This window comes from Rhizobium acidisoli, from assembly GCF_002531755.2.
GTDB lineage: Bacteria > Pseudomonadota > Alphaproteobacteria > Rhizobiales > Rhizobiaceae > Rhizobium > Rhizobium acidisoli.
Window position 1 is genome coordinate 200,766 of the sequence record NZ_CP034999.1, and the last position, 24,451, is coordinate 225,216.

Annotated in this window: 22 protein-coding genes and 2 pseudogenes; 11 read left to right on the plus strand and 13 right to left on the minus strand. The window is 59.8% G+C overall.

Annotation, left to right across the window (positions count from 1 at the left end; all coding sequences use genetic code 11):
* Positions 1-53: 53 nt before the first annotated feature.
* The 3 genes from CO657_RS23325 to CO657_RS23335 form a co-directional block, all read right to left on the minus strand.
* Positions 54-308, minus strand: a complete 255-nt coding sequence (locus CO657_RS23325) for a DUF6117 family protein (protein WP_054185366.1) — start codon at positions 306-308, stop codon at positions 54-56.
* Between the two features lie 92 nt (positions 309-400).
* The gene (locus tag CO657_RS23330; protein WP_054185367.1) at positions 401-1,591 is read right to left on the minus strand and encodes a hypothetical protein; all 1,191 of its coding nucleotides are present in this window, start codon (positions 1,589-1,591) and stop codon (positions 401-403) included.
* 161 nt (positions 1,592-1,752) lie between these two features.
* Entirely contained in the window at positions 1,753-3,870 is a 2,118-nt protein-coding gene (locus tag CO657_RS23335) for a ParB/RepB/Spo0J family partition protein (RefSeq protein WP_054185368.1), read from the minus strand.
* A gap of 171 nt (positions 3,871-4,041) precedes the next feature.
* Between CO657_RS23335 and CO657_RS23340 the strand changes: the two genes are divergently transcribed.
* From CO657_RS23340 to CO657_RS38095, 3 genes and pseudogenes are all read left to right on the plus strand, one after another.
* Positions 4,042-4,257, plus strand: coding sequence for a hypothetical protein (locus CO657_RS23340; protein WP_054185369.1), 216 nt, complete (start codon positions 4,042-4,044; stop codon positions 4,255-4,257).
* Positions 4,258-4,561: 304 nt separating this feature from the next.
* The gene (locus CO657_RS23345; RefSeq protein WP_245293023.1) at positions 4,562-5,416 is read left to right on the plus strand and encodes a type IV toxin-antitoxin system AbiEi family antitoxin domain-containing protein; all 855 of its coding nucleotides are present in this window, start codon (positions 4,562-4,564) and stop codon (positions 5,414-5,416) included.
* Positions 5,406-6,319: pseudogene (locus CO657_RS38095) on the plus strand (nucleotidyl transferase AbiEii/AbiGii toxin family protein). Before CO657_RS23345 ends, CO657_RS38095 begins: the two are co-directional and overlap by 11 nt.
* Before the next feature lie 550 nt (positions 6,320-6,869).
* Here the strand turns inward: CO657_RS38095 and CO657_RS23355 are convergent.
* The 9 genes from CO657_RS23355 to CO657_RS23395 form a co-directional block, all read right to left on the minus strand.
* Positions 6,870-7,142 (minus strand): hypothetical protein, encoded by a 273-nt coding sequence (locus CO657_RS23355; RefSeq protein WP_116680392.1) that lies wholly within the window; start codon positions 7,140-7,142, stop codon positions 6,870-6,872.
* Positions 7,143-7,887: 745 nt separating this feature from the next.
* A complete protein-coding gene (gene repC / locus CO657_RS23360; RefSeq protein WP_054185372.1) occupies positions 7,888-9,102 on the minus strand; it encodes a plasmid replication protein RepC in 1,215 nt (404 codons plus the stop codon).
* 155 nt (positions 9,103-9,257) lie between these two features.
* Positions 9,258-10,298: a plasmid partitioning protein RepB gene (gene repB, locus CO657_RS23365; protein ID WP_054185373.1), complete on the minus strand. Its 1,041-nt coding sequence runs from the start codon at positions 10,296-10,298 to the stop codon at positions 9,258-9,260.
* Positions 10,295-11,506 carry a plasmid partitioning protein RepA gene (gene repA, locus CO657_RS23370; protein ID WP_054185374.1) on the minus strand — a complete coding sequence of 404 codons (1,212 nt, stop codon included), beginning with the start codon at positions 11,504-11,506 and terminating at the stop codon, positions 10,295-10,297. The genes repB and repA overlap by 4 nt, the downstream gene beginning before the upstream one ends.
* Before the next feature lie 611 nt (positions 11,507-12,117).
* A complete protein-coding gene (locus tag CO657_RS23375; protein WP_054185375.1) occupies positions 12,118-13,035 on the minus strand; it encodes a recombinase family protein in 918 nt (305 codons plus the stop codon).
* A gap of 761 nt (positions 13,036-13,796) precedes the next feature.
* Complete coding sequence (locus CO657_RS23380) at positions 13,797-14,120, minus strand: YnfA family protein (RefSeq protein WP_054185376.1); 324 nt, start codon at positions 14,118-14,120, stop codon at positions 13,797-13,799.
* A gap of 54 nt (positions 14,121-14,174) precedes the next feature.
* The gene (locus tag CO657_RS23385; protein WP_054185377.1) at positions 14,175-14,882 is read right to left on the minus strand and encodes a cytochrome c biogenesis CcdA family protein; all 708 of its coding nucleotides are present in this window, start codon (positions 14,880-14,882) and stop codon (positions 14,175-14,177) included.
* Positions 14,883-14,886: 4 nt separating this feature from the next.
* On the minus strand, positions 14,887-15,270 hold the full coding sequence (locus CO657_RS23390) for a thioredoxin family protein (RefSeq protein WP_054185378.1): 384 nt from the start codon (positions 15,268-15,270) through the stop codon (positions 14,887-14,889).
* On the minus strand, positions 15,267-15,863 hold the full coding sequence (locus tag CO657_RS23395) for a hypothetical protein (RefSeq protein WP_054185379.1): 597 nt from the start codon (positions 15,861-15,863) through the stop codon (positions 15,267-15,269). The genes CO657_RS23390 and CO657_RS23395 overlap by 4 nt, the downstream gene beginning before the upstream one ends.
* Positions 15,864-15,937: 74 nt before the next feature.
* On the opposite strand from CO657_RS23395, the gene CO657_RS23400 reads away from it, so the two are divergent.
* Positions 15,938-16,381, plus strand: a complete 444-nt coding sequence (locus tag CO657_RS23400) for a MerR family transcriptional regulator (RefSeq protein WP_054185380.1) — start codon at positions 15,938-15,940, stop codon at positions 16,379-16,381.
* A 156-nt stretch (positions 16,382-16,537) separates the two neighbouring features.
* Here the strand turns inward: CO657_RS23400 and CO657_RS23405 are convergent, their stop codons facing one another.
* Complete coding sequence (locus CO657_RS23405; RefSeq protein WP_054185381.1) at positions 16,538-17,716, minus strand: site-specific integrase; 1,179 nt, start codon at positions 17,714-17,716, stop codon at positions 16,538-16,540.
* 124 nt (positions 17,717-17,840) lie between these two features.
* On the opposite strand from CO657_RS23405, the gene CO657_RS23410 reads away from it, so the two are divergent.
* From CO657_RS23410 to CO657_RS23440, 7 genes and pseudogenes are all read left to right on the plus strand, one after another.
* Positions 17,841-18,797 carry a DUF1403 family protein gene (locus tag CO657_RS23410; RefSeq protein ID WP_054185382.1) on the plus strand — a complete coding sequence of 319 codons (957 nt, stop codon included), beginning with the start codon at positions 17,841-17,843 and terminating at the stop codon, positions 18,795-18,797.
* Between the two features lie 2 nt (positions 18,798-18,799).
* Positions 18,800-19,504 (plus strand): SMC-Scp complex subunit ScpB, encoded by a 705-nt coding sequence (scpB, locus tag CO657_RS23415; RefSeq protein WP_054185383.1) that lies wholly within the window; start codon positions 18,800-18,802, stop codon positions 19,502-19,504.
* Positions 19,501-19,695, plus strand: a pseudogene (locus tag CO657_RS37445) (four-helix bundle copper-binding protein); the annotation flags it as partial. The gene scpB and the pseudogene CO657_RS37445, both read left to right, overlap by 4 nt.
* 76 nt (positions 19,696-19,771) lie before the next feature.
* A complete protein-coding gene (locus CO657_RS23425; protein ID WP_054185384.1) occupies positions 19,772-20,314 on the plus strand; it encodes a Chromate resistance protein ChrB in 543 nt (180 codons plus the stop codon).
* On the plus strand, positions 20,315-21,562 hold the full coding sequence (locus CO657_RS23430; protein ID WP_082366351.1) for an MFS transporter: 1,248 nt from the start codon (positions 20,315-20,317) through the stop codon (positions 21,560-21,562). It abuts the gene before it with no gap.
* Between the two features lie 85 nt (positions 21,563-21,647).
* A complete protein-coding gene (locus tag CO657_RS23435) occupies positions 21,648-22,199 on the plus strand; it encodes a phosphatase PAP2 family protein (RefSeq protein WP_054185385.1) in 552 nt (183 codons plus the stop codon).
* A gap of 10 nt (positions 22,200-22,209) precedes the next feature.
* Complete coding sequence (locus CO657_RS23440; RefSeq protein ID WP_054185386.1) at positions 22,210-24,234, plus strand: bifunctional DedA family/phosphatase PAP2 family protein; 2,025 nt, start codon at positions 22,210-22,212, stop codon at positions 24,232-24,234.
* The last annotated feature ends 217 nt before the right edge of the window (positions 24,235-24,451 follow it).

The window sequence follows — 24,451 nt, forward strand, 5'->3', positions numbered from 1 at the left end:
CAGCCACGGAAGGGTCGGGGATCGCCAGCTTGAACTGCCGGCGATCGTCAGCGTCATGTCATCGGGCTTGCGATGGCGCCAATCGGATCGTCAGGATCGGGTGGCAGGTAGGCGTCGTAGGGATTGCCGTCGCTGAGATGGCCAAATGGCGTGAAGACGAATTCACCGTCACTACGACCTACGGCGCAGAGTACGTAACGCGGCTCGCGTGTTGCGGCATCCAGGCATTCCATGAGGGCAAGATTGCCATCGGACGCGGCGCGCAGCAGCGTGTTGAAGTTCGTGCGGGCATAATCGGGTATAGCCATTGCAGTGCTCCATAAACAAAAATGCCCGGTACGGCGGCCGGGCTGATGGTGATTTCGAGTGTTGAGGTTCTATGGATCTCCTCGAAGCCGGATCAGGAGGCGCTCCCCAGCAGCTTTTTCGCTTTGCCTTCGAGTTCGAGCCGCGTGTCCTGATTGGTCTTGGTGCGCGCCAGCGCGGTGATGCCCTGCACGAAATCGAAGATCGATTCCGGCGGCCTTCCCTCCTCCGACAGCACCATCTCGATCACCTTGCCGGTCTCGCCTTTCGAAAAGCCGCGTCGGCGCAGGAAGGTTTCACGGTCGTCGTCCTTACGCGCGACGATCCGCTCGCGCGCCGCCTTGATGCCGGCGATGAAGGGCGCGGGCGACGAGTTGGCAAAGCTGGTCAGCGCGGGTGCTGCCTCATGCGCAAACCGCTGGGCCGCGAATTTAGAGTGACGAATGGTGATCTCCTCGAAGTTCTCCGTACCCCAGAGGTTCCTGTTCGCGCAGACCGCTCGGAGGTAGAACGAAGCGATGCCCAGTGTCTTCGATCCAACCTCCGAATTCCAGGCATAGAAGCCGCGGAAGTAGAGATCGGGCTCCCCGTTTGGCAGGCGTCCGGCTTCGATTGGATGGGTGTCGTCCACCAGGAAAAGGAAGACGTCGCGGTCGCTGGCATAAAGCGTCGTCGTGTCCTTGGTGATGTCGACGAAGGGATTGTGGGTCATCGTCGACCAATCGAGTACGCCCGGCACCTTCCACATCGTGTCGCCAGTACCGTTGCCGGCAATCTTCATCACAGCCGCAACCAGTTCGTGGTCCCAGATGCGGCCATATTCCGGCCCGGTAACGGCTCGCAATTCCATCCGTCCGTCTTCCATCTCGAGCGTCTTCACCAGTTCGGCACGGTGGTTGAGCAATCCATGTTGAAGATTGATGGCCGCGAGCGGCGCCGGCAGCTGGCGCATATAGGTGGCCGGCGCGCCGACCAGGCTGCAGAGTTGACCGTAGCTCCAGTGGGTGGGCGCGATCGGCTGGCGCTGGCCGGGAACAAGGAGCTCAAGCCGCTCGGCATTGTCGCGTGTCGCCTCCACCCGGATTGCCGCGCTCTCGATCGTTCGCGCATGTGCGCGATCGGCTCGGGACCGGACGGTATCGTAGAGTTCCGTCAGCGACAGGAACCGCTCGTCGTCAGGGCGCGAAAACCACTCCGACGAAACGCGGCCGATCCGTTCGCCACGGGAAATATCGACCTTGAAGCGGGACGATGTGCGCTGGGTGTTGGTGCTGAGGGTGTTCATTGGACTATCTCCTGAAAAGCAAGAACCCGGCGCAGTGGCCGGGCTGAGTTGAGGGATATGAAGGTGGTGATCGTAAAGTCGGGCATAGAACTGCTCTTGAAAACGGGGGCGGCCCAGTCTCCTTTCGGAGCCGGGCCGCTGGTTGAACTCTGAGAGAACAGTTATTCGGCGGCGTCGAGATGCCGTTCTTCGTCGACTTCGTCAGTCGCGGCGTCAGGATCCTCCTCACTATCAGTCAGGAACGCGGGGAGATCAGGCGCCGACGTCTCGACAGAGCTGTCGTCGGCGGTCTCCTGGGCTTCAGTTGTTGCCTGCTCCGCCGAAGCGCTGTCCGGCAGGAGCCGGAGCGGTTCAGGCAGCCAGCCGCTATCGGTCATCAGTCGTTCTGCTTCGCGCGCCATGTCCACTTTCTTGAGATGGCCGATGAGCTCGGCCGACTGATCGCCCTTCGCCTCCCGGACCGCCTGCAGGATGCGGGCCTTGGTGACGCGGCCGAGGTAATTTTCGACCGTCGGCACCCACCCCGCTTCGACCATGTCGAAGCCGATCGAGCCGGCGAGCTGATCGGCATGGGCGATGGTTCGGGTCCGCTTGTTCCAGGGCTCGATCACCGCGTTGACCGACAACGAAGCGCAATGGGCAAACAGCGCCTGCCGGCTGACGTCATCGAGCGCGATCAGGAAAGCCCAGAGATCGTTAGGAACCTTGGGGAGATCTTGGCCCCAAGCCTCGTGGCGTTGGTCGATTTCCTTCGCCCAGAGCGTGTCGCCAAGCCCCTGGGTCTGGCTGAACTTCCCGCTCTGCAGGGTGATTTCCAGGCACGAGTCCGAACCGTACAGATAGAAGCACTTCAGCACGAAAGCGTGCAGCACCGCGATAAAGGCTACGACCGGGTCGTTGGCGAGCGCGTTGCGTAGCGCGACCGTTCGGGCTGCGGTCAGGTCGAGGACCAGGCGGTCGGGGAGCGGCTTGATCGCCTCATCCTCGTCTTCGGCCTGATCGGACGCGACGCCAGAGGCCTCCGAGACCGACGAATGGCCGCCAGGAACGACTTTTTCATCCCTGTCAGGATCGGAGGCATCGTCCTCCGCCGTCGGCTCATCTTCGGGTCGCACGAAACCGCGTTCGATCTTAAGCTCGCCGCCGGCGCCCAGCGAAACGAAGACACCGCCGCGAGCCATCGCCTGCGGATCGAAGATGTAGGGCCGATCTTTGAGCCGGTCGAGTTCGGAGCCAAGCTCTTCCAGCTTCTGCTCAGCCGCCTCCGAATATTCACTGGCCTCGGCATATTCGGCGTCGAGCCTCTCATATTCGGCACGCGTTGCATCGTAGCGGGCAAGCTCCTCTTCGGTCATCTCGGCCTGCTCGCCATAGAAGCGGCGAAGACCCGAGGCGTGGCCGTACGGGAAATCGAAGGCAGCCTCGGCCCATTTCCAGCCCTCGCTCGTCTGGATCGCTTCGGCGTCGGCCTTGAGTTTTTCCAGCACGAGCTGCTCCAGCATTGCCGGATCTTGGAGCCATCCACCCTGATCCTGTTCGAATAGATCGCGCATCACGACACCGCCGGCGGCTTCATAGGCTTCGATGCCGACATAGACGGCACGGCGATCGCCGGCGCGGATCGCGGTTTCGGTCAGCAGGCGCCGGATGTAATACGGCTCACGGCTATGGGACCGCGAGATCGTATCCCAGACCTGTTCCTGGCGAACATGATCGTTGGTGATCGAGAAGGCCATGACCTGCTCGAGCGTCATTTGGTCCTCGGCATAGAAGTCGAGAAGGCGCGGTGAGACGGACGCAAGGCGCAGGCGCTGCTTCACCGTGGCGGCGGAGACGAAGAAGCGCGCAGCGATGTCTTCCTCGCCAAGCCCCTGCTCCCGCAGCATCTGGAAGGCTCGGAACTGATCGAGCGGATGCAGGCCGACGCGCTGGACGTTTTCGGCAAGCGAATCTTCGACTTCGGGGGTCTCGCCGTTGCTGACAATGCAGGGAACACCGGCCGTCTTGGCAAGCCGCTTTTGCGATACGAGCCGTTCAAGGGCGCGATACCGGCGGCCGCCGGCCGGGATCCGGTAGATACCGGTTTCCTTGCCCTCTGCATCGACTTCCGGACGCACGTTGAGGCTGGTCAGAAGACCGCGATGGGCGATGTCCTCCGCCAGCTCTTCGATCGACACACCCGCCTTGATCTTGCGGACGTTATCCTGGCTCAGCACGAGCTTGTTGAAGGGGATGTCCCGGCCTGAACTGAGGGTGATTTTCGGGGTGGCTTGTACCATGTCGTTTCTCCATGACGGACCGGGCGGAGGCTCTCTCCAACCCTCTCAATCCGTCACAGCTCCCCTTCCCTCCTCTTCCTCTCTGCAACCGCGCCGCCTGCGAACCCGCCCTTGATCCGCGCCGTGCCCTCCCCACATTGCGGCCGTCACTTGTGAAGGGGTCATTCGAGCATGCAGCAGTTTCTGGAAACGACGTTTGGGCCGGAGGAGCTGGACATCCTGGACAGTGTGCTCGAGGAGTGGAGGTCGCGGCGCGGTTTGCCTAAGGACAGTCCAGATGTCGAGCTTGCAGCAGCTGTCATGCTCAACCTGTTTCGCGAAGGAAACCGAACGGTCGAAACGTTGAAGGCAGCTGCGTCTGAGCACAGGGCGCTGTCGGATCTATGACGGCGATCATCTGGTGACGTGAAGCTAAACAGACCCGACGCGTCCAGAGACCTATGCACGGCATTGCAGGCCTAGTTGCAGGTGTCAGCGCAATTTATCCGTCGTCCCAGTCGGAGCTGCGGCACCCTCGGTCGGGATCAATGTGAGCAGATGAAGGGTATGGCGTCAACGCTTCCGTAAGCGCGGCACATTGCCCGGCCCAACGAGAAGTGCCAATTCATCGCCTTACAATTGATCGCAAAAGTCCGCTGCAAACGGACTTTTTATGCTTTTTTCAAAGTAAACTTGCTACCGGCTTTAATTAGTGCCATTTTTGTCCGTCATGGGCGATCAAAAACGCGATAAATTAAAGTCAATGCTGGATGAGGTTCCTGCCGGCTTCCTCGTGGATTCAGCATGGATGCGCAAAATGCAAATCCGCCGGAGCTCCACACATGACTATCTCCGCCGCGGTTGGCTGCAGCCGGTCATTCATGGCGTCTATCGACGCCCCTCAGGACGGGACGGTTCACCGAAAGAACACATCGACTGGCGCATCGCCGTCATGTCTGCACAGACAATCATGGATTACCCGTTCCATGTTGGCGCCCGCACGGCGCTGGCGCTTCGTGGTCATGTGCACTACCTGGCACTTGGGGCTGCCGAGAAGATCTTCATCTATGGCGATGCGCCGCGCTGGCTCGCGAACCTCCCTACCAATGGCCTCCCTCTCCTTCGCAGCACGCGTCTCTTCAAGACAGCGGGTCTCGGCATTGAACCACTGGCGGCGGAACCGGACGGCAATCACATCCTGTTTCTGCAGAGCTGGAAGATACGCGCCTCAACGCCGGAGCGGGCTATTATCGAGGCGCTGGACGAACTGCCCGAAAACGAGAGCTTTCACAACATCGATGCGATCTTCGAGGGTCTGACCACCCTTCGTCCGCGCCGTATAACCGAACTTCTCACAGACTGCACGAAAGTCCAGGTGAAACGGCTCTTCTTCGTCTTTGCCGACCGCCATGATCACGCCTGGCTCAAACATATCGACCGGTCGAACATCGATCTTGGGAGCGGCGACCGTTCATTCATCAAGGGCGGCAAGCTGCATCCCACATACCGCATCACCATCCCAGAAGAATACCTTCCAGGAAAGCCAGAGAGCGCCGATGGCCCGTGACCAGTATCTTTCCAGCTCGATCTCCTCGTCCAGGCCTTGCCGATAATTGCCGACGAGCCGGCTTTCGCATTGAAGGGTGGAACCGCCATCAATCTCTTCTACAGAGACTTCCCCCGCCTCTCAGTCGATATCGACCTGACCTACCTTCCGCTCAAACCGAGGGACGAGAGCTTGGCCGAAATGACGAGGTCCTCGACCGGGTCGCCGCCAAGGTTGAAAGGATCAAGGGAGTCCGAGCAAAGCGAATAGCTGGCGGTGGCGGCGGCGATACGCGCGTCGAAGTGAGGCGGGCCAGACCGCAGTCAAGATCGAGACCTCTCCGGTCGCCCGCGGCACAGTGCACCCCGTCGAACGACGCAGGGTCAGCGAGCGGGTCGAAGACCAGTTTGGTTTTGTAGAAATGCAGGTTGTTGCCTTCGAAGACCTCTTCGGCGGCAAGATGCATGCAGCAGTCGATCGGCAACATCCGCGCCATCTCTTCGACATCAAGTTGCTTTATGAAAACGAGGGACTGACTGACCCGCTGTTTCGTACTTTCCTTGTCTACGTGGCGAGTTCCGGCGGGGCCCCGCACGAGTTGCTGCAGCCCATAGAGTCAACGTCGTACATGTCTTCAATCAAGAATTCGATGGAATGACAGTCGAGAAGGTCTCACTGGACGAATTGCTGGATGTCCGGGAGCGGTTCCTGAGCGACATCCAGGCGCGCCTTGATGATAAAGGCCGAACGTTTCTGCTGTCCCTTCACGATGGCGAACCCGACTTCGAGGTTATCGGCTTGCCGCACGCGCTCGCCTTGCCGGCCGTCCGCTGGAAGATTCTCAACCTGCAAAAGCTAAGGAATGACAATCCGCCCAAACACGCCGAACAGCGCGAGGAGATCGAGCGGCTATTCACACGATGATGCGCCGTTGGCCGATCTGCAGGATCGATAATCCGACCACTGGCTCGCCTCTCCCGCAGCTCGCCGCCGCGGGCCTATCGGGAAGCCCTGTTAATGGCGGCCAGCTGATCGAGCTGGTGAGTGCGCCTGCGGGCGTTATACCAGTAACCAACGGCCAATCCGTGGTGAGCGATCGTGGCCTGAAACAAGGCGACATTAAACCGGTTTTCCGAGAGCGGATAAATCAGCGCAAAGTCAGCGCCGAGGGCGCTTTCAGTTGACCCCGATTTGCAATCTGCAAAATCAAAACGAAGTCTACCCTCTTCCCCAAGCGTCGGATCCAACGCTGCGTGGACTCTGAGGTTGGCCCAGAGCCTTCGAAAAGCGCAGCCGTTTAAAACTCCTCGTCAAGCCTACTGCTCACGCAAAGCCCCAAAATTTCCGCCGCACTTTGCTCAACCGCCCAGTGAAGAGGCTAGTTTTGCTGTGCAGAGAAAGCACCCGGAAGAAATACGTAAGCGATGTTCTCGGGCCACGGGCTGTAGATCGGTTTGGAGCGATTGCTGGCACTTCAACCTGCTAAGCCGTGAGCCACCAGTTTTTGCTGCATCTCTTTATAGGCTGAGATGAGGATAGCGATGTTTTCCGGATTGCAAGCAGCGATAAATTCGCGGGTTGCCGCAGCTTGATCGTAGCTGATTTCAGACGAGTGCGATCTTACGTCGGCAATCGCTTTAAAGTTTATATCTTGATACGTCGTCGTCGTGGCAACGCACCCGCCGCCATAGCTTTCAGAACCCTTGGGACCACGTCCATACCAAAGGCCCTGGGGTCGCGCTTTCAATGACCTGCTCTATCGCGGATATGATTTCCGTAACATTCATCTCGTCGCAGCTCCATCCATGACTAGCTGTTTAAACGTTGCGTTTTAACAAGTCTTTTGCGAGCGGAGTGTCAAGCTTGGCCAGATCCGCCGATGGACTGGAACATGCCGACTGACGGTGCCGATGTCATGCTCGCTTTCGGCCGGATGCGGGCAGGATGTTGCACCTCAACTCCTGGCACTCCGCTCGACCATCTCACGGTTGCTCTGTCGGGCGACCAGAAATCGCGGTAGTCGTCGATTTAGTATGCAGAGGAGCTGCCGACCGCAATGGAGCTCGAAGCGTCCAACTCGAAACAGTGCGAACCTGGCGGCCCGGGCGGGGGCAGGCCGTTGCTCACCATCTAAGGTAGCCTGATTTCAATGGCTTGGCGCGGTTAGTCGCGACTAACGACCGGTGGCTCCACGCGGCGAGAGCCTGTGATCGGTTTCCAGCCAGCATCCGCCAATGCCTGTCTTCTGCGCCAAAACGGAGAAGTGGAAGACGAACGCTTTGAAAGTCTTAAGCACTGCCGGGTCTCTGCCTTGTCCACGCCCTACACCCGCCGCGGACAGCCAAGAGCTGGCTTTCCATCCCTTGAGTATCGCAGTTCGGCGCCTTTGATGCCAGATCCAGATTCGTTGGTCGAAGGCAAGGCCGTATCCAAGCAATCCGGAAAGTTATGAAATTTCAGTGATTTAGCGTAGTTAGTCGCAACTAACGCCATTATCCCGCTTTATCGACCTTTTCACCATGGCTGCGAAGTAATGACATAATAACCGGCCCGAGAGAAAACTCACCCCGCTCTGTCCGCCGCGTCAGATCTCGCAGATAGCCACCGGGAGAATTGATCAGATTTGCGCGCTCCAGAATGCAGGACACTGCGACAGCGGCGTTTTCCGGTCCCATGGCATCGCAAGCATCCTGATAGGCGGACGGGCTTACGCCCAGCATCGATCTTACCACCACGGCGGCCAACATCAGGTCGCGCCAGCTCACCACCGCTCCGCCCGGCCCATAGTCGCTGATTTGCGGGCAGGCTTTCACCACAATCCCGAGTGGGAACGCTTTTAGCGGCTCGTTCTTCGGCCGGCGGGTTATCTCCAATTTCGCGCCCCGCTCTTTTTCAGAGCTAGGTTCAAGTTCACTGATGGATTCGGAATCTGAATTCTGTATGTGCTGCTCAGTATGAGCATCATTGGTGCTATTAGATCGTGAATCTGACTGCATATCCAAACGATTAAGGATTTCCTCGCGAAGAAGCTCCATCTCATCGAGAATGTTTGTGATGTCTGTCCTGGTCGGTGTCCGCGGGATGCGGCCTACAAGGTCCACATACATTGCTTCAACAGCCACCCAGTTGCCGTCGGCGCCCTCCTCCATAGCGGCCGAAATCAGTTTGCGGACGTCACGCCTGCAGATTGTCAAATTCTCCTTGGCCTTCCTAAAAGCTGAACGCGCCGCGACGACCTTCTGAGCGACAAGCGCAAGTTCTTCGGCGCGGGCAAGGATCGGCGACAGGTCGAAGCCAAACGCATTGTCGATCTCGCCTGCGCCGTTCTTCCGAGCATACCGTTTGCCGTTGGCGCTGTCTCTGCGGACAATCAGCCCGCAGTCCACGAGAATTGCCAGGTGGCGCCGAAGCGTCGCCCCAGCCATGCCGTGGGCGCGAAGGATCAATTGTGCATTCGAAGGGAACACGACCAATTGTGCGCCCTGGCGAAGTTCGGTTTCCGGATAGAAACTCAGCAGCGCGTCGAGAACAGCGAGGCTGTTTGACTGCAATCCGAGCTCTTCCCGGGCTTCGGAAGCGTCCCGAAAGGCCTTCCACTTGTCGACGGATTTGCCTGCCTTGACCTCGTTTGCGGCAACTTGCCGCTTTACGAGAGCAAGCGTCATAGGCCGCCGCCCGAAGGGCGTCGTCACACTTCCTGTCTGCATCGTCTTTCACCTTTCAGAAGGCAAAAGAAATCAGCTCACCAAATCGGTGCCAAAGACTCTTGACGAATATTCGTGGAAGTGCGATTCTCAGGTTGCTTAGATCTGAAAGAGGTTTCCACGACGGCGACGTTTTGGGGGCCTTTTTCTTTTTCCGCTTAATCTCCGTTATTCATTTGCTCTAGAGCGCCGCTCTTGGAGCGATGCTCCTCAAAAAGGGCCGGCAACCGTTCGAGGACGAAGGCCGCGAAATCAGGCATCTCGCGTCGATCGATCGAGAGGTCCAACTTGGTTTTGCTCTTCGTCACCTGGGCCAGACGCACGCCCGTGGGCGTCGTCAAAAGCTCTGGAAGTCCACGTTTTGCAGGTTCCGGTTTCAGGTGAGCGAAAAGCGACTTGAACCGGTCGGGGGAGGGAAGGGCTTTCGCCTCCGCAGATCGCAAGAAAGATGAAGCCCGTTCAAGAACGCTGTCGCGCGTAAGAAGATCGGCGAGACCCACCCAACTTTTCAACCCGATCCCGGGCGCCGAGCCGATCGCGTCGATAACATCTGCGGGAATGCGCGTCACGACCGACAGCATGTTCGACAGGTCGCTTTTGTAGACGGACAACGCGGCCATTACCACATCCCGCGAAAACTGTTCATTTAGTCGAGAGGCGAAGCGTGCCTTTTCGATGAATGTGAGGTCCTGGCGTTCATTGTTTTCCTGGCCCTGAGCAATGACGAGTTGCTCGTCGGTAAGGTCCCTGACGACCGCCTTGACGGCACGGTTCAGTTCCGTGACCGCACGCAAACGACGATGGCCGAAGGCAACCTGATACCGGCCCGGTGTTTCCGGGTGAGGGCGAACGAGGATCGGGATCTGCTGGCCGTGTTCTCGGATCGCTTCGACGAGTGCAGAGATATCGCCGGGCATCCGGTCCTGTACGAAGGACGGATCAATGCTATCGCTATCGAGCTCGACGATCGTCTGGCCTTCCGCAAGACGTTTTTCAATTTCTTTGGCGCGCTCGAAGCGAGCCTTGCTTTCTGCGAAGGCACCGCCAACCTGGGCGGTCAGGCGCGACGCCGCCGGCGCTGGTTCGGCTGGAGTGGTGCCGAGGAGTGGAAGGATGCTCCGGCTTTTGACCGGTCTTTCGACTGGCCCCGTCACAGCACCGGTTGTCGTCGGGGCCCGGAGTATATCCTTCCTGCTCATGGCTTTCTTCCCCATGCTTTCTTGATCAGCGACTCGATCTCATCGTTGACGTTGTTCATCGCCTCCAACGCGCGGTCATAGGTGGCGCGGGTGAATTGACCTCTTTCCACTTCGAAAAGGGTCTGGTTGGTCAGGCCTGCGTCCGAAACGGCTGTCGTTTTCAGCATCGGGAAATTAAGGACGTTTTCCCCGAAAATGGCCCTCAGGTAGCCGACCATCTGGTTTTGTGGCCCGTCACTGGGCTCGAAACGCGTCACCAGATAGCGCATCCAGTTGTAATCGAAGCGGGCGCCGTGAGATGAGATCTCCCGAAGCAGGTCCGATGTCATCGACAGGAACTGGTTCATCGACATCACGTCGAGCATCTGGGGGTGCACGGTGATCAAAACAGAGGTTGCGGCGGTCAAAGCAGACAGGGTGAGGTAGCCGAGCTGTGGCGGGCAATCAATCACCACGACATCGTAACTGGGTGCGACTTGGTCAAGCACCTCGCTGATGCGATGGAAGAACATCGTATCGCCGATCTTCCGCTTCATCAGCGCCCGCGGCGTATCGTGTTCGAACTCCATCAGTTCGAGGTTGCCAGGGATCAGATGAAGGTCGGGGATATAGGTGGCGCGCACGATTTCGGCCATCGGACGTGCGTCGTCGTAGCGTATCGCACCGTATAGTGTCTCGTTTGCACCGACATCGGTCTCTGGTTGGTTGCCAAAGAGAGTGGACAGGCTCGCCTGGGGGTCGAGATCGATGGCAAGCACTCGGTAGCCCCGAAGAGCGAGATACTGGGCGAGATGAGCAGCCGTCGTCGTCTTGCCGGACCCGCCCTTGAAATTCATCACGGAGATGATCTGGAGCGCTTCGTTCTCACGGCGATGGGGAAGATAGCGGCGATTTCCGCGACCCACCTGGTCAAGATGCTTTCGGATCTTATGCATGTCCTCGACGGAATAGGACCGACGACCGGTCGGACTGGTGCTGACCTGCAAACCCTCGAGCTCGTTTGCGAGTTGACGGAGATACACCTCTTTCACACCGACCAGCTTTGCTGCTTCCGCCGGCTGAAACGTGCGAATGCCTTTTTCCGCTGTGGGGGGAAAGGTCGCAAGCTGATGCTCTTGCAGTTGCGCCGACAAGGAACGAGAATGGCGCTCAATCAAGCCCATCAGGTCTTCATCTTTTGGCGGTAATTTTGCAGCGATTTTGGGCATCCCCGAACCTGATTTCTTAAAATAGCGCTTCTGAGCGGAAATTCCCAATCACTCCGCTGCTGACAATAAGCATCGATTCTAACAGACTGGCAAGCTATTTAGGGTTAACAAAACCTTAACGCGCTTACCTGAAAGAACACCGCGCCCCAGGTATGTCGTTTACAAACAGAGCGTTAGAGCCGCCGCGCAAATAAAGCGGCTTGAATCCGTCAACTGGATTCTTTGCACACCGTGCCCGAGCAACAGACGTCCAACCCATCGACGTTGATAATTTGGCATATTTGCGTGGCTGGTCTTTGCGACTCAGTCGACAGGGTGGACCGGGGACCCGCGACGTAACGCGTGTACAGCCTCATGGGGATGGCATCCGAAGCAGCACGACTTCCTCCGCACGTTAGCAATGCCTTTCGGCATTTCAAGCTCGAACCAGTCCTCAAAGATCATGATGCCTCTTTACCGAAGCGGGTGACGCCAGTCTTAAAACGTCGCGCGGAGACAGAATATCGACAGCTCGCCCGCGACATAATTGAGAGCCAGGATTGGAACGCCCTACCGCCGAAACAGGACGCGCAAGAAATTGCGCGATTGGAAGGTTGATGTGCACCGTACCCTCAATGACGGACGAGACCGAACCGATGCGCCTCATCCAGCAGGTCGCGGACAGAAGACGGCTGCCATTTGCGTCCACCGCGCGCCGGCCGCTCTCCCATCTCATCCAATTGGGCGGCGATGTCGCGCAACGACAGGGTGGGATCGGCAATCGCAATCGCCGCGACGAGCTTCATCAAATAATCCTCTGGCGCCCGGCGGGGCGAGCGAGCCAGCAGCTCGGGTTCGGCCAGCTTCTCGCGAACCATGCGATGCACGGCGCGGCGCAGTCTTTCCACCGTCCAGTCATGGCCTCGGCGATTGAGGACCCGCACGACATTGTCCCAGCTATGCTTTGGGCGAAGTTGCCGAACGGTCGGAAGCCAGGTCTGGGCAGAGGAGATCAGCTCGTCAAGATAGAGTTTTTCCCGAGCCTTCGATACCGCCTTGATCGCTTCCGGTCGCCTCTCCCGAAGGCCTGGATTGCCCGGCAGCTTGCCGCGGGCTTTTGCCGCCTTGATGCCAGCCTTGGTTCGCTCAGCGATCAGCGCTCGTTCGAGCTGCGCGACGGCACCAAGGACCTGGAGAGAAAACATGCCCTGAGGTGTGGACGTATCGATCGGATCGCGGATCGAACGGAAATGGACGCCGCGTTCTTCAAGGTCCTCGATCACCTGCAACAGATGGCTGACCGACCGAGCGAGGCGATCCAGCCGGACAACAACAAGCACGTCGCCGGCGGCGAGCTCGCCGAGCAGTCTCGTTAGGACGGGCCGTGCCCGTGAAGCACCTGATGCTTGCTCCTGAAAAATCCGCTCACAGCCAGCGGCGCGCAGCTCGTCCATCTGCGCGTCATGGAGCTGATCGTCGGTCGAGACGCGTGCATAGCCGATTAGACGTCTTGGGGCCGGCGATGGATTGGCGGCCTGCCGTTTTGCCATGATTTTCCCGCGCGTTTTTCAGATGCTTTGTACAAATAAGGAATGGATGAGAAAATGAACAGTTGCAAGCGTGTTTTATGGCCTAAATGCAGCCCCGTCAGACTCGAAATGCGACGCCGAATGAGCATCCGGCCGTAACCTGCCTGAAACGCGCACTGGTGGCCCTCTGCGACGGAAATGCCTGAATATAAGGAGATCGGAGGAGGGGAGGGCGATCAAAGGCCGTTCGAGCGACAGAGACGACGGAGAATTCTGCACTCACCCACGCGAGAGTGCTGCTCGAAGGGACCACAAAGCGAAGACGGTTCCGCCGAACCTCGCCGAAATCTACCCAAAAGGCCGGAAAACTAAGGGTTTCCGGTCATGTAAGACGACTGACATCGCTGATTTGCGGGCTTGTGGCAATCACTTCCGATAAGCATTACTTATCGATGGTTAGACGCCCAACCCACGATCATTCCATGTGACGAACCGTAATATTTAGATAGAGTTCCTGAAAGAAATCGTTTACCATGATTTCAATGGCTTACGATCTCGCAAAAATTAGCATGACAGCCCTGCTGCGGCCTATCTCGGACGCCGGCTGTGGCTTTTACTTCCTGATTTCAATTGAAGCGCTTAGCTGAAAATCCGGCACTTAAATTTGACCTAAGGGCTTCACGTCGGCAGGGGAGGGGCCGTTCAAACGCCCGAGGCCTTGGTGAGGTTGACACCAAAGCGGTCGCGGCGGCACTGGCATGGTGCGGGCCACCCGTGTCGCCTCAGGGACGTGGCCCGGCCAGGATAATGCAGGCGCCGATCAGGCAGACCATTCCGCCGGTAAGATCCCAGCGATCGGGACGGTGGCCTTCGACCGCCCAAAGCCAAAGAATCGCCGCAACGATGTAGACGCCGCCATACGCCGCATAGGTGCGGCCGGCGGCCTCGCTATCAACCAACGTCAGGAGATAGGCGAAGGCCGCGAGGGATAACATGCCCGGCGCCAGCCACCACGGAGATTTGTCGAGCCGAAGCCAGGCCCAGAAGGCGAAGCAGCCGGCGATTTCGGCGAGAGCCGCCCCCACATATGCAAACAAGGTCAACATGGCTGTCAGATTTTCACAGTTTGCCCCGCGGCGCCAGACGCTGGAATTCGATATTCAGATGGCAGTCGTGAGGGTCAGCATCCAACTCGGCAGGGCGTCAAGCAGAACTGTTTGAACCGTGCGATCGAAGCCGGTGAGCGTCATGGCGCCGGCAAGAATGAGCAGCACTCCGAGCGCCATCTTGAGGCCAATGGCAGTGCTCCTCATGCGCCCGCGCCAGCGCAGCAAAGCCTCTCGCGACAGCGTCGATAGCAACAGCAATGGCAAGGCCGTGCCGATGCCAAACGCCAGCATGGTCAATGTAACCATGCCAAGATTCTCGCCGCGGGTGGCCATGATGGAGGCGGCGCCCAACGTGGGGCCGACACACGGCGTCCACACCGCGCCGAGGAGCAGGCCGACACCGAACTGTCCGAAGATGCCCGAGGTGGACAGGCCGCTGAAGCGGTTTTGCGTCCAGTTGCTCACCGGACCTGCCGCGGTGGCAAAACCAACCTGCAGACGCGGCACCAGCAGCACCGCTCCGACAAGGATCAACAGCATGGCCGCGCCGGTGCGGAAGACCGTCATGTCCAGGCCGATCGAGAACCCGACGGTGGCGACGAACAGACCGATTGCCGTGAACGACAGCGCCACTCCAGCTGCCAAGGCCAGCGGCGCCAGCCGGTGTTCCGCGACGGCGCCGGTCAAGACGACGGGGATAAGTGGCAGGACACAGGGCGACAGGATCGAGAGGATACCGGCGAGCAAGGCGAGCAGCATCGGTCTACAGCGCCTTGCGCATGATCGCCTCGATGACGGCCGGGTTGGTCTTGCCGGTCATCCGGTCGACCTCCTTGCCGTCCTTGTAGACGATCAATGTGCTTTGCATCTGGACATGCAGCAGCTTCAGCACGTCCTTCTGCGTATCAAAATCGACCTTAAACTCTTTCATGTCCTTGAAGTCCGGTGTGCTGAGAAGCTTGGCAACGACCGGCTTTTGCAGTTTGCATTCCCCGCACCAGGGTGCGGTGACGTGGACGAGGACCGGTCCGCCGGCTGCTACCGCGTCCTTGAAGCCAGGCAGTGGGTCTTTACCGGCAGCAAAGACGGGTGTCGCGATTGCGAGGGCGACAGCGGCGAAGGAAAGAAGGACGTGACGGCGGTTCATGCAGAAGTCTCCATGGCACGAGATGCAGGGGCGAAGTGGGCGAACAGGTCATCAACTGCGGCGGCTGCGGCCTGTGGCGCGGTGATGGTAACGAACACACCAGTGGCGTTTTCCGTCAGGTCGAAGGTCAGGAAGGCGCAGCACGCCTGCTCCATCCGCATCAGTTCGCGGACCTCGGCGAGCGCTTCGGGCGCATAGGTCAGGTTCAGGCGCAGGGCGGTTCGGGTTGCCTGCCGAAGATGGCGCGACATCAGTGTCCGGATGAGCTCGGTCCGGGCCTTGAATTCGTTGGCGTCGAGCGTACAGGCAATCGGGGCGTCTTGTTTACCGTCGGTGCTGCAAGAGCCGCAGCCACAGCTGTTCGCCACCATCAGGTTTTCAGGGGCGGCCGGAGGCGCAGCCTTTCGCCGTGACAGCAACAACAGGCCGGCTGCAGGCACAATGAGCAGGATCGCGACAGCGCCCCATTTGACAAGAGCACCGCCAACCAAAACAGCGCTGGCGCTGGCGAGCATAAGAGGCACGACGCTGACCGCGCAGCAGGCGGCACAGGCCGCGACTGCAGCACCTGTCAGCTTCATTGCGGTATTCATCTTCGACCTCCTATTTTCAGGCTGGTCGAAGCCTACTCCTTCAAGTAACTTGAAGCGCAAGGAGATAATCTGCCATGAACGTTCACATCCGCGTGTTCAGCATCGGCGCCCTTGCGAAGGCGACGGGCACCAGTACGCCAACCATCCGCTACTATGAGGAAATCGGTCTTCTGCCACCCGCAAACCGGACTGCAAGCGGACAGCGCACCTACGACGAATCCGACATTGGTCGGCTGACCTTCATCAAGCAGTGCCGGGACTTCGGCTTCAGCATCGAGCAGGTCCGGGTCCTCTCGGATCTTTCAATCAGCTCAAAGCGGGACTGTGTGGAGACCCGGGACATCGCGCAGGCGCATCTTGATGAGGTCCGCGCCAAGATGGTCGAATTACGGGCCTTGGAAACCCGGCTGCAGGGTTTCGTCACGCGTTGCAATGACGTCTGCGCCGGTGGACCGGGCAGCGACTGTGTGATTTTCAAGGACATGGCAACGCCGCAGACGAAAGGCTGCTGCGGGTGACTGGATCTGCTCGCACGACGCCTAAACCGGGCGGTCGGCATAAGATGCTGTACAGATGCGTCGGCGGCCGCCGCCGCTGCCTGCCACGTTCGGCTGAATGCTAATCTGAAAGCCTCGATTTTTCTTTGCCGCTGCACGGTGGTAGGGGAGGGGGTGTCAAAGCCCGGATGCCTTGGTGAGGTTGACCCGGAAGCGATCGCGGCGGCGCTGGTACTTGCGGGTCATCTCGGCGGATGCGTGGCCGAGTTGCTTCTGCACGTAGCGCTCGTCGACCTCTGCCGAGGAGGCGAGGCCCGCCCGCAGCGAGTGGCCGGAGAACTTTTCGGCGCGCTCGTCCGCCGTGAGCTCGGGCCGTACGCCGGCCGCCAATGCCGCCTTCTTGACGAGGCGCGCCACTTCCTGATCGAGCAACCGGTCGGGGCCGACGTCCTTGCCTTGACCGGTCACCCGCCGGAAAAACGGGCCGTGGGCGATCCTCGCGAGTTTTAGCCAGGTCTGCAGCGCGACGACGGGGCAGGTCGCATCCGAGGAGCCGCGACCGATCTCCACTTCGCGCCAACCTCGTTTTCCACGGACCGTGACAACCATGCCTTTGTCGAGGATCTCGACCCAGCCGCGGCTGTCCTTCGTCTGGTCCCGGCCGACATCGAGCCCGACGATCTCGGAACGGCGCAGCCCGCCGGCAAAACCGATCAGCAGCATCGCCCGGTCGCGCAGGCCACGCAAGGTGCCGCGGGGAAGCGTCTCTAGCATGGCGATCAGGTGTTCGGGCAATACAGCTTCCTTCTGCCGGGGAGGGGCTGCATGGGTATTGCGGATGCCGGCGAGCACGGTGGCGATATGGCGATCCTTGCGGTCCAGCGGTGTGCCCCGCTGAGAATAGTTCGAGGTTATGGCCGAAAGCCGCCGCTCGATCGTCGTCACCGAATTCGGCTTGCGGCCGGCGATCGCCGTGCCCGAGGCGGTGACCCCGTCACTGCCGGCGGCACAGGCGGTGATATAGAGGCCAACCGTCAGGGGATCGGGCGGTAGGATCTCCAGCCCTTGCCGGCGGCACCATCCTGAAAAATGCTTCCAATCGGAGGCATAGGCCTTGCGCGTGTTCGCCGAGCTGGCGGCCTCCACGTAGCCGCGCGCCTGATCTGCAAGCTGCTCGAGGTGGGCGGGCAATGCAGCAACTGCTTCCGGAAGAGGGGAGGGGAGCCCGGCGTTGGGCATGGAGATGTCAGCCGACACCTGCGGCGCCGAAAGATCGGCGTTGGCCGCCGTGCTGAGAGGCGGAGCAGAACTCTCCTCGCCATGAATTTCGCTGTTTTGCTCGATGATTTGGGCCATTCCTCTATGATGACAGAAATGAACGATAATGGAAGTTTATCGTTCATTTTGTCTTGCCGACGGGCCGTGCGGTTTATGAGCATATCGATGGTACAAACTGCACCCATAGTTTATAGTCTTTCCCATGGATTCGCTACCGCCCGTCACCGAAGCTGCCGCGATCTGGTTGCCCCGCCTGCCCGGCTGGACGCGACCGCGAATCCACGACCTCACCGAACTTGACGCCGCCTTCGCCGCTGGTATCGCGCTGAAATCACTCGATGATTTGATTCGGGCCAATCCGCCATGGCTCGGCTGCTGGCGCGATCGACTTGCCTTGAAATCGGCCGCCCTGGCCGCCAGAGTGTTTTTTGGCCGCACCGAGGATGAACACGCGATCCGCGATGCGGTTTTGTTGACTGCGGCTGGCGACGATCCCGGCCCAGCCGGCAGGCTGTTCTTGGCCACACGAATGTTGACGCGTCGATCCGGGACAACGACCACACCGTTCGTCAAGGAGCTGGTCGCGCTGTTGGGGATGAAGTGGGACGACAGCCTTGCCTCGATCTCCGACATGGTCGATTCTGCAAATCAGTCCGGGCGAGCAGCACCCTTCGCGGCGGCGGACCTGATAACGGCGATCTCTGCCGTTCGCCCGGACGCCGAGGCGATCGCACTCGGCCTCGCTGAGGTCGTGCTGGCGCATAAACTGAACTGGCCGAAACCCGTGCCGTTGCTGCTGCCCGAACGTTATGGCTCCGCCTTCCGCACCATCGGCGGCCGCGGTCGCGTCCGACCGGGAGAGCCGGCTTATTCGAAAGCGGTCTGCCTGGCATTGGTTGACGGCGTCGAGGCAGCGATGCGATCTGCCATCGAGATCGACCGCCGCGCCGCGCGGTTGCTGGCAGTGGCGCCGAAGGTCCGAACCAAGGGCGCCGAGCCGGTGATCCGCAGATTGCTGACCGAAGACGCGGTACTGGCGTCCGCTCCGGGCAGCGCTCTGTCACGCTGGGCGGCCAATCGGCTGTTCGAGCGCCTGGAGAGTTTCGAGGCAGTGCGCGAACTGTCCGGCCGGTCCTCCTTTCGGATTTTTGGGCTGTGACGATGGCGGGAGCGAGCGCAGCCAAAAACAGTCGGCGACGGGCGAAGGAGCGTCAGCAGGAAGTGCTGTACGATCGCGAGCTCGAGGACCTGCCGCAAGAGCTCCGATGGCGGGAATGGATGCTGCGGGTCGAGGCAGTGATTTTTGCCTCTGCCGAACCCGTCAGCCGCGAGACGCTGGCGCGAGTGGTCGGAACAGACTGCAGCATCGATCTCCTGATCGACGACCTGAGCGAAGAGTTGCGTGATAGACCGTACGAACTGGTGTCTATCGCAGGCGGCTGGCAGCACCGGACCCGACCGCGGTTCGCCGAGACGATCCGAGCTTCATCGGCGCCGACGCGGGGAGGGGCAGCGGCATTGTCAGAGTTCGAGGCGATGGTGCTGATGGCGGTTGGGTACTTCCAGCCGGTCACCCGCGGGGAGCTGTCGAAAATCTTCGGTAAGGAGGTCAGCCGCGACACCATTGGCAATTTGCGTGGTGGGGGGTTCATCGGCTCCGGGCCGCGAAGTCCGACACCGGGGGCGCCTTATACTTACACGACCACGCAGCATTTCCTGTCGGCATTCGGCATGGAGACGCTGCGCGATCTGCCAGATGTCGAGGCGCTGGAGGATGCCGGGCTACTCAGCCGGCAGGCGCTTGCGGCCGATAGCTTCGCTGCGCAAACTGGCGATCGCCACGAGGAGCCGTCTGAAGAAGACTGAACTCGAGGCTGCGGTGCGACAGCGAATGTCTGTCGATGGCCATGGGCCGTTGACTCGAACTGGGCGGGCAGCACACGAAGGCCCCCGCGCTCAAGCTAATGATTGCCAGCGCGGACATCTGCCGGACCTTGGCGCATTTCATGCTAATCGGCCCGGAGCACCACAGCTGTCGGGAATGCCCCGAAATCTGCGCGTGCTTTCGATGTCGCGCTCGACGCACAGTACAGCATTGTTGATTTGCAACGGTCGTTACAATATTATCGCTACATGACGAACCTGGCTTGGCTTCTTCTCACATACAAAGTGCCCCCGGATCCTGCGACCAAACGCATCGCGCTTTGGCGGCGGCTGAAGGGAATGGGCGCCGTCTATCTCCAGAACGGGGTCTGCTTACTGCCGAAGACCGACGATCATGTCCGACGCTTGAAGATGCTCGAGAACGATGTTTCTAAGATGGGCGGTGAATCCGTTATCCTGGAGACAGTCGCCCTCGACCGTGCGCAAGAGGACAAGGTCGTATCCCGCTTCAAAGCCGATCGCGACGATCAGTATCGCGAGTTTCTAGGACGGTGCGCCGATTTCGAGGCCGAGATCGCAAAGGAGATCGCGATCAACAAGTTCACTTATGCCGAACTCGAAGAGGAAGACACTGATTTAAGGAAGCTCCAGGGCTGGCTGGAGAAGATCGAGAAGCTCGATTTTTACGGAGCCACGCTCGCTGCAGAGGCAAGCGAGCGCTTGCGCGGGTGCGAGGCGTTGCTCGACAGCTACGCGCAAAGGGTCTTCGATGCTCAAGACGAGAACCGATGAATGAGCGGCCGACTGGAAAGGCCTGACCGCGCCACAACGAGCACCGGCAGCTGGCTTATCCGCAGTTCCGGTCTCCCGACGGGGATCTGGATCCTTGGGTTCGTCTCGATGCTCATGGATATCTCCTCCGAGATGATCCACGCACTGTTGCCCATCTACATGGTCACAGTGCTCGGGACGTCAGCCTTGAGCGTCGGCATCATTGAAGGGATCGCCGAGGCGACGGCCTCAATCACGAAGGTCTTTTCCGGTGGACTCAGTGACTGGCTCGGAAAGCGCAAACTCCTTGCGGCATTGGGCTATGGCCTTGCCGCCCTCACCAAGCCTATCTTCCCGCTGGCTGCTTCCATCGAATGGCTCATCGCGGCGCGATTCATCGACCGTGTCGGCAAAGGCATTCGAGGGGCGCCACGCGACGCCCTCGTCGCTGACATCGCCCCACCCGATCTGCGTGGCGCCAGCTTTGGCCTGCGGCAATCACTCGACACCGTCGGCGCCTTCCTCGGACCGTTGTTTGCCATTGGCTTGATGTGGCTAACAGCCGACCATTTCCAGGCGGTGTTCTGGATCGCCGTTATTCCGGCGTTCCTGTCCGTTGGTCTGATCGTCGTTGCAGTCAAGGAGCCGGATCGGCCCGAGGGGCAGCGTCGTGCCCGGATGCCGCTGCATCGCGATGAACTGCGCCGATTGGGAGCAACCTATTGGTGGGTGGTCGCGGTCGCGGCTGTCTTCACGCTCGCCCGTTTCAGCGAAGCATTTTTGATCTTGCGGGCACAATCCATCGGCTTCTCGGTAACGGTGATCCCCGTTGTCCTGGTCGTCATGAGCCTCGCCTATTCCCTTTCCGCCTATCCCGTTGGCGTGCTGTCGGATCGCGTTAATCGCACGACGCTTCTTGCCATCGGACTCGTCCTTCTGCTCGGAGCCGACCTCGCGCTTGCCTTCGCATCAGATGTCGTTTGGGTTGGGGTGGGCGTCGTGCTCTGGGGTCTTCATATGGGCTTCACCCAAGGCTTGCTGGCCACATTGATTGCCGAGAGCGCTCCCCCTGAGCTGCGAGGAACTGCCTTCGGCGTGTTCAACCTGGTGACAGGGATCGCCCTGCTCGTAGCCAGCGTCGTCGCCGGTGCTGTTTGGGACATGACAGGCCCGCGGGGCACATTCCTAGCGGGAGCCGCTTTCACCATGATGACTCTCGCCGGCTTGTTTGTCGTCCGCGTCCGGCTGGGAGATCGGATCCATGTTTGACCACCGGCCGCCCGCATGTAATCCCGTCAAATAAATCACCGAGGCAGCGCGTCTGAGGCTGCTTGAGTCAAACCGGAGACCGCCAATGTATGAACTCGACGCCGCTGTAACGCATGCGATCAACGGACTGGCAGGACATAGCGCTGCTCTCGATCTTCTGATGATCTGGATCTCCAGTATTGGTGTTCCGCTTATGGTTCTGGCGGTCGCCGTTCAGTGGTGGCGCGGACCCGACAGGCTGCACATACGGCATGTCCTCGTCGCGGCAGGGTTCTCGTTTCTATTGGGGCTCGGCATCAACCAGCTCGTTCTTCTCTTGATTCACAGGGCCCGCCCTTATGACGGCGGAATAACCAACCTGCTGATAGAACGCAGCGCCGACTTTTCGTTTCCCTCCGACCATGCAACCGCGACATTCGCCATTGCGGCAGCTTTTCTCGTTCATGGCTCGCGACGAGCCGGCCTCGCGTTCCTTGCCGCAGCCTGTCTGGTCACCTTCTCCCGCATTTATATCGGCACCCACTATGCCAGCGACGTCCTCGGCGGCGCGCTGACGGGGGTTTTTGCAGCGCTCATTGTCCGTGCGGTATATCGGGAAGGCAGCAGAGCCGACCGACTGATCACCAGCATCCTATAGGACGACGGCAATGGCGTCCTTAGTCTCATCGGTCATCGACTGGCTAAGCGCGCATTCGCACATTGCCTATCTCGCGGTGTTCCTGCTTGCGCTCTCTGAGTCGATCCCAATGATCGGTGTCATCGTTCCAGGCACGGCGGTGATACTGGCTCTCGGCGCTCTCGTGCCGAGTGGTGTCCTGGTGCTGTGGCCTTTGCTGGCCGCAGCGACATCAGGCGCGATCGTCGGCGATGGTGTCTCTTTCTGGCTTGGCCATCGATACCACCGCGAAATTCTTGGGCGCTGGCCGCTGAATAGGTACCCGGAACTGATCGAGCGTAGCGAGGCCTTTTTCAAGCGGCACGGCGACAAGAGCGTCTTTATCGCTCGCTTTGCGCCGGGGGTTCGTGCGTTCGTCCCACTTCTCGCCGGCATGCTTGGAATGTCGGTGAGGCGGTTCTATGCCGTCAACATCGCGTCGGCCCTTGTCTGGGCGCCGTCACACATTTTGCCCGGCGTAATCGCCGGCGCCGCATTCGGCGTTCTTGGTCAAGCCGCAAAGCCACTGGCAATCCTTTTGGTCATTCTGCTCGCAGCCGGATGGGTCACGTGGCGTCTTGTGCGTTGGACATTGAGGCGCGTTGTTCCGCTTCTGAACGATGGCATCGCATTGATGCGGAGCTGGGCTGAGACCCGCGACACATGGCTCCGTCGCAGTATCGCTGGCCTGCTCGACCCGGAGCGTTCCGAAGCACGGGTTCTCGCCTTGATGCTTGTACTCCTCGGCGGCGCGGCCTGGCTGTTCTTCGGGGTTCTCGAGGACGTGATCAACGGTGATCCGTTGGTTCTCGCCGACGACGCCATCTACAATATCCTGCAGGAGGTTCGCACGCCAGCCGGCGATGCGATCATGATCGGCATCACCGAGCTTGGCGACACCAGAGTCGTAGTAGCAGTCACGGCCATCGTGTTCCTATGGCTCCTGTGGAGACGTGCGTGGCGCACGGCTATTTTCTGGCTGGTTGCTGTCGCAGGGGCGTCGACCCTCAACACCGTCATCAAAGTTTCACTCCACAGAGCGAGACCAGATGAGTTGCTCTATTCCGGCTGGAGTGCATTTTCCTTCCCGAGCGGCCATAGCACGACGAACATGGTGCTCTACGGTTTTCTTGCGTTTCTCATTGCCCGCGAGCTTCGTCCCGCGCTGCAGCTGTTCGTCGCCCTGGGCGCAGCGGCCCTGATCTTCCTGATCGCGTTCTCGCGTCTGTACCTCGGTGCGCATTGGTTTTCCGACGTGGTTGGCGGGGCGGCATTCGGATCCGCGTGGTTGATCCTGCTCGGCCTCTTTTATCTGCGGCGTCCGGCCGAACGAATAGGATCCCCAGCGTTGCTTGTTGCGGCGTCCGCAGCACTTCTCCTTGCCGGCGGAGGCAACATCTATCGAAGCCATACGACGGATGTGGAACGGTATGCAGCTAAGAGCGCGACACAGATCACGGCTGTTGCCGACTGGTGGGCGACAGGTTGGCAGAGGCTACCCGAGCGGCGGATAGATCTCACCGGGGAAGTGGAGGAACCGCTGACGTTCCAGTGGGCGGGCGGTCTACCAGATTTGCAGGATGTGTTGCAGCAATATGGTTGGAGGCCCTCGACGGGTTGGACGCCGGTAACCGCCCTAGCATGGCTTACTGCATCCACCGACGCTGCAGCTGTTCCTGTAGTTCCTCTGTTCGCAAGCGGACGTCTTCCTTATCTGACGTTCGTGCGATCTGCGGACACGACAACCGCGGCCAGTTCGCGTCTCGTTCTTCGACTGTGGGCAACCGATCTGGAAGTCACAAACGGACAGATTGTACCGCTTTGGATCGGCTCGGTCATGGAAGAGCGGATCTATCACCCGCTCTCACTGATCACTCTTGTGTCGACGCAACCCGACTTCAACGCGCCGAGGCAGGTGCTGGGGCAGTCTTTTGAACGCGGCAGCCTCGTGTCACGGGCTGGCGAGCAACCGAGCAACGAGTGGGATGGGCGTGTTCTGTTGGCCCAAAAAAGATAGCAGAGAAAATCACGCTGTAAGGACATCGGAGATTCGGCTGTTCGAACCGAGAAGCAGGAGACCGAAAGACTGTCTTGATGAGATCTCACGCCCGTAGGCAATCGATATATTTCGGTCAATTTTCATGCTGAACCGGGAAGTGAGAGTCCGGGCACGGAAAAGCCACCTCGGCAACAGTTTGGCAAAATCTGGAAGTCCCAGTCGGCACTGGCTTGGT

Bases quoted from the DNA above. Each gene is read 5' to 3' on its own strand.
- CO657_RS23325 (WP_054185366.1), bottom strand. From the start codon at position 308: ATGGCTATACCCGATTATGCCCGCACGAACTTCAACACGCTGCTGCGC.
- CO657_RS23330 (WP_054185367.1), bottom strand. From the start codon at position 1,591: ATGAACACCCTCAGCACCAACACCCAGCGCACATCGTCCCGCTTCAAG.
- CO657_RS23335 (WP_054185368.1), bottom strand. From the start codon at position 3,870: ATGGTACAAGCCACCCCGAAAATCACCCTCAGTTCAGGCCGGGACATC.
- CO657_RS23340 (WP_054185369.1), top strand. From the start codon at position 4,042: ATGCAGCAGTTTCTGGAAACGACGTTTGGGCCGGAGGAGCTGGACATC.
- repC (WP_054185372.1), bottom strand. From the start codon at position 9,102: ATGCAGACAGGAAGTGTGACGACGCCCTTCGGGCGGCGGCCTATGACG.
- repB (WP_054185373.1), bottom strand. From the start codon at position 10,298: ATGAGCAGGAAGGATATACTCCGGGCCCCGACGACAACCGGTGCTGTG.
- repA (WP_054185374.1), bottom strand. From the start codon at position 11,506: ATGCCCAAAATCGCTGCAAAATTACCGCCAAAAGATGAAGACCTGATG.
- CO657_RS23375 (WP_054185375.1), bottom strand. From the start codon at position 13,035: ATGGCAAAACGGCAGGCCGCCAATCCATCGCCGGCCCCAAGACGTCTA.
- CO657_RS23380 (WP_054185376.1), bottom strand. From the start codon at position 14,120: ATGTTGACCTTGTTTGCATATGTGGGGGCGGCTCTCGCCGAAATCGCC.
- CO657_RS23385 (WP_054185377.1), bottom strand. From the start codon at position 14,882: ATGCTGCTCGCCTTGCTCGCCGGTATCCTCTCGATCCTGTCGCCCTGT.
- CO657_RS23390 (WP_054185378.1), bottom strand. From the start codon at position 15,270: ATGAACCGCCGTCACGTCCTTCTTTCCTTCGCCGCTGTCGCCCTCGCA.
- CO657_RS23395 (WP_054185379.1), bottom strand. From the start codon at position 15,863: ATGAATACCGCAATGAAGCTGACAGGTGCTGCAGTCGCGGCCTGTGCC.
- CO657_RS23400 (WP_054185380.1), top strand. From the start codon at position 15,938: ATGAACGTTCACATCCGCGTGTTCAGCATCGGCGCCCTTGCGAAGGCG.
- CO657_RS23405 (WP_054185381.1), bottom strand. From the start codon at position 17,716: ATGGCCCAAATCATCGAGCAAAACAGCGAAATTCATGGCGAGGAGAGT.
- CO657_RS23410 (WP_054185382.1), top strand. From the start codon at position 17,841: ATGGATTCGCTACCGCCCGTCACCGAAGCTGCCGCGATCTGGTTGCCC.
- scpB (WP_054185383.1), top strand. From the start codon at position 18,800: ATGGCGGGAGCGAGCGCAGCCAAAAACAGTCGGCGACGGGCGAAGGAG.
- CO657_RS23425 (WP_054185384.1), top strand. From the start codon at position 19,772: ATGACGAACCTGGCTTGGCTTCTTCTCACATACAAAGTGCCCCCGGAT.
- CO657_RS23430 (WP_082366351.1), top strand. From the start codon at position 20,315: ATGAGCGGCCGACTGGAAAGGCCTGACCGCGCCACAACGAGCACCGGC.
- CO657_RS23435 (WP_054185385.1), top strand. From the start codon at position 21,648: ATGTATGAACTCGACGCCGCTGTAACGCATGCGATCAACGGACTGGCA.
- CO657_RS23440 (WP_054185386.1), top strand. From the start codon at position 22,210: ATGGCGTCCTTAGTCTCATCGGTCATCGACTGGCTAAGCGCGCATTCG.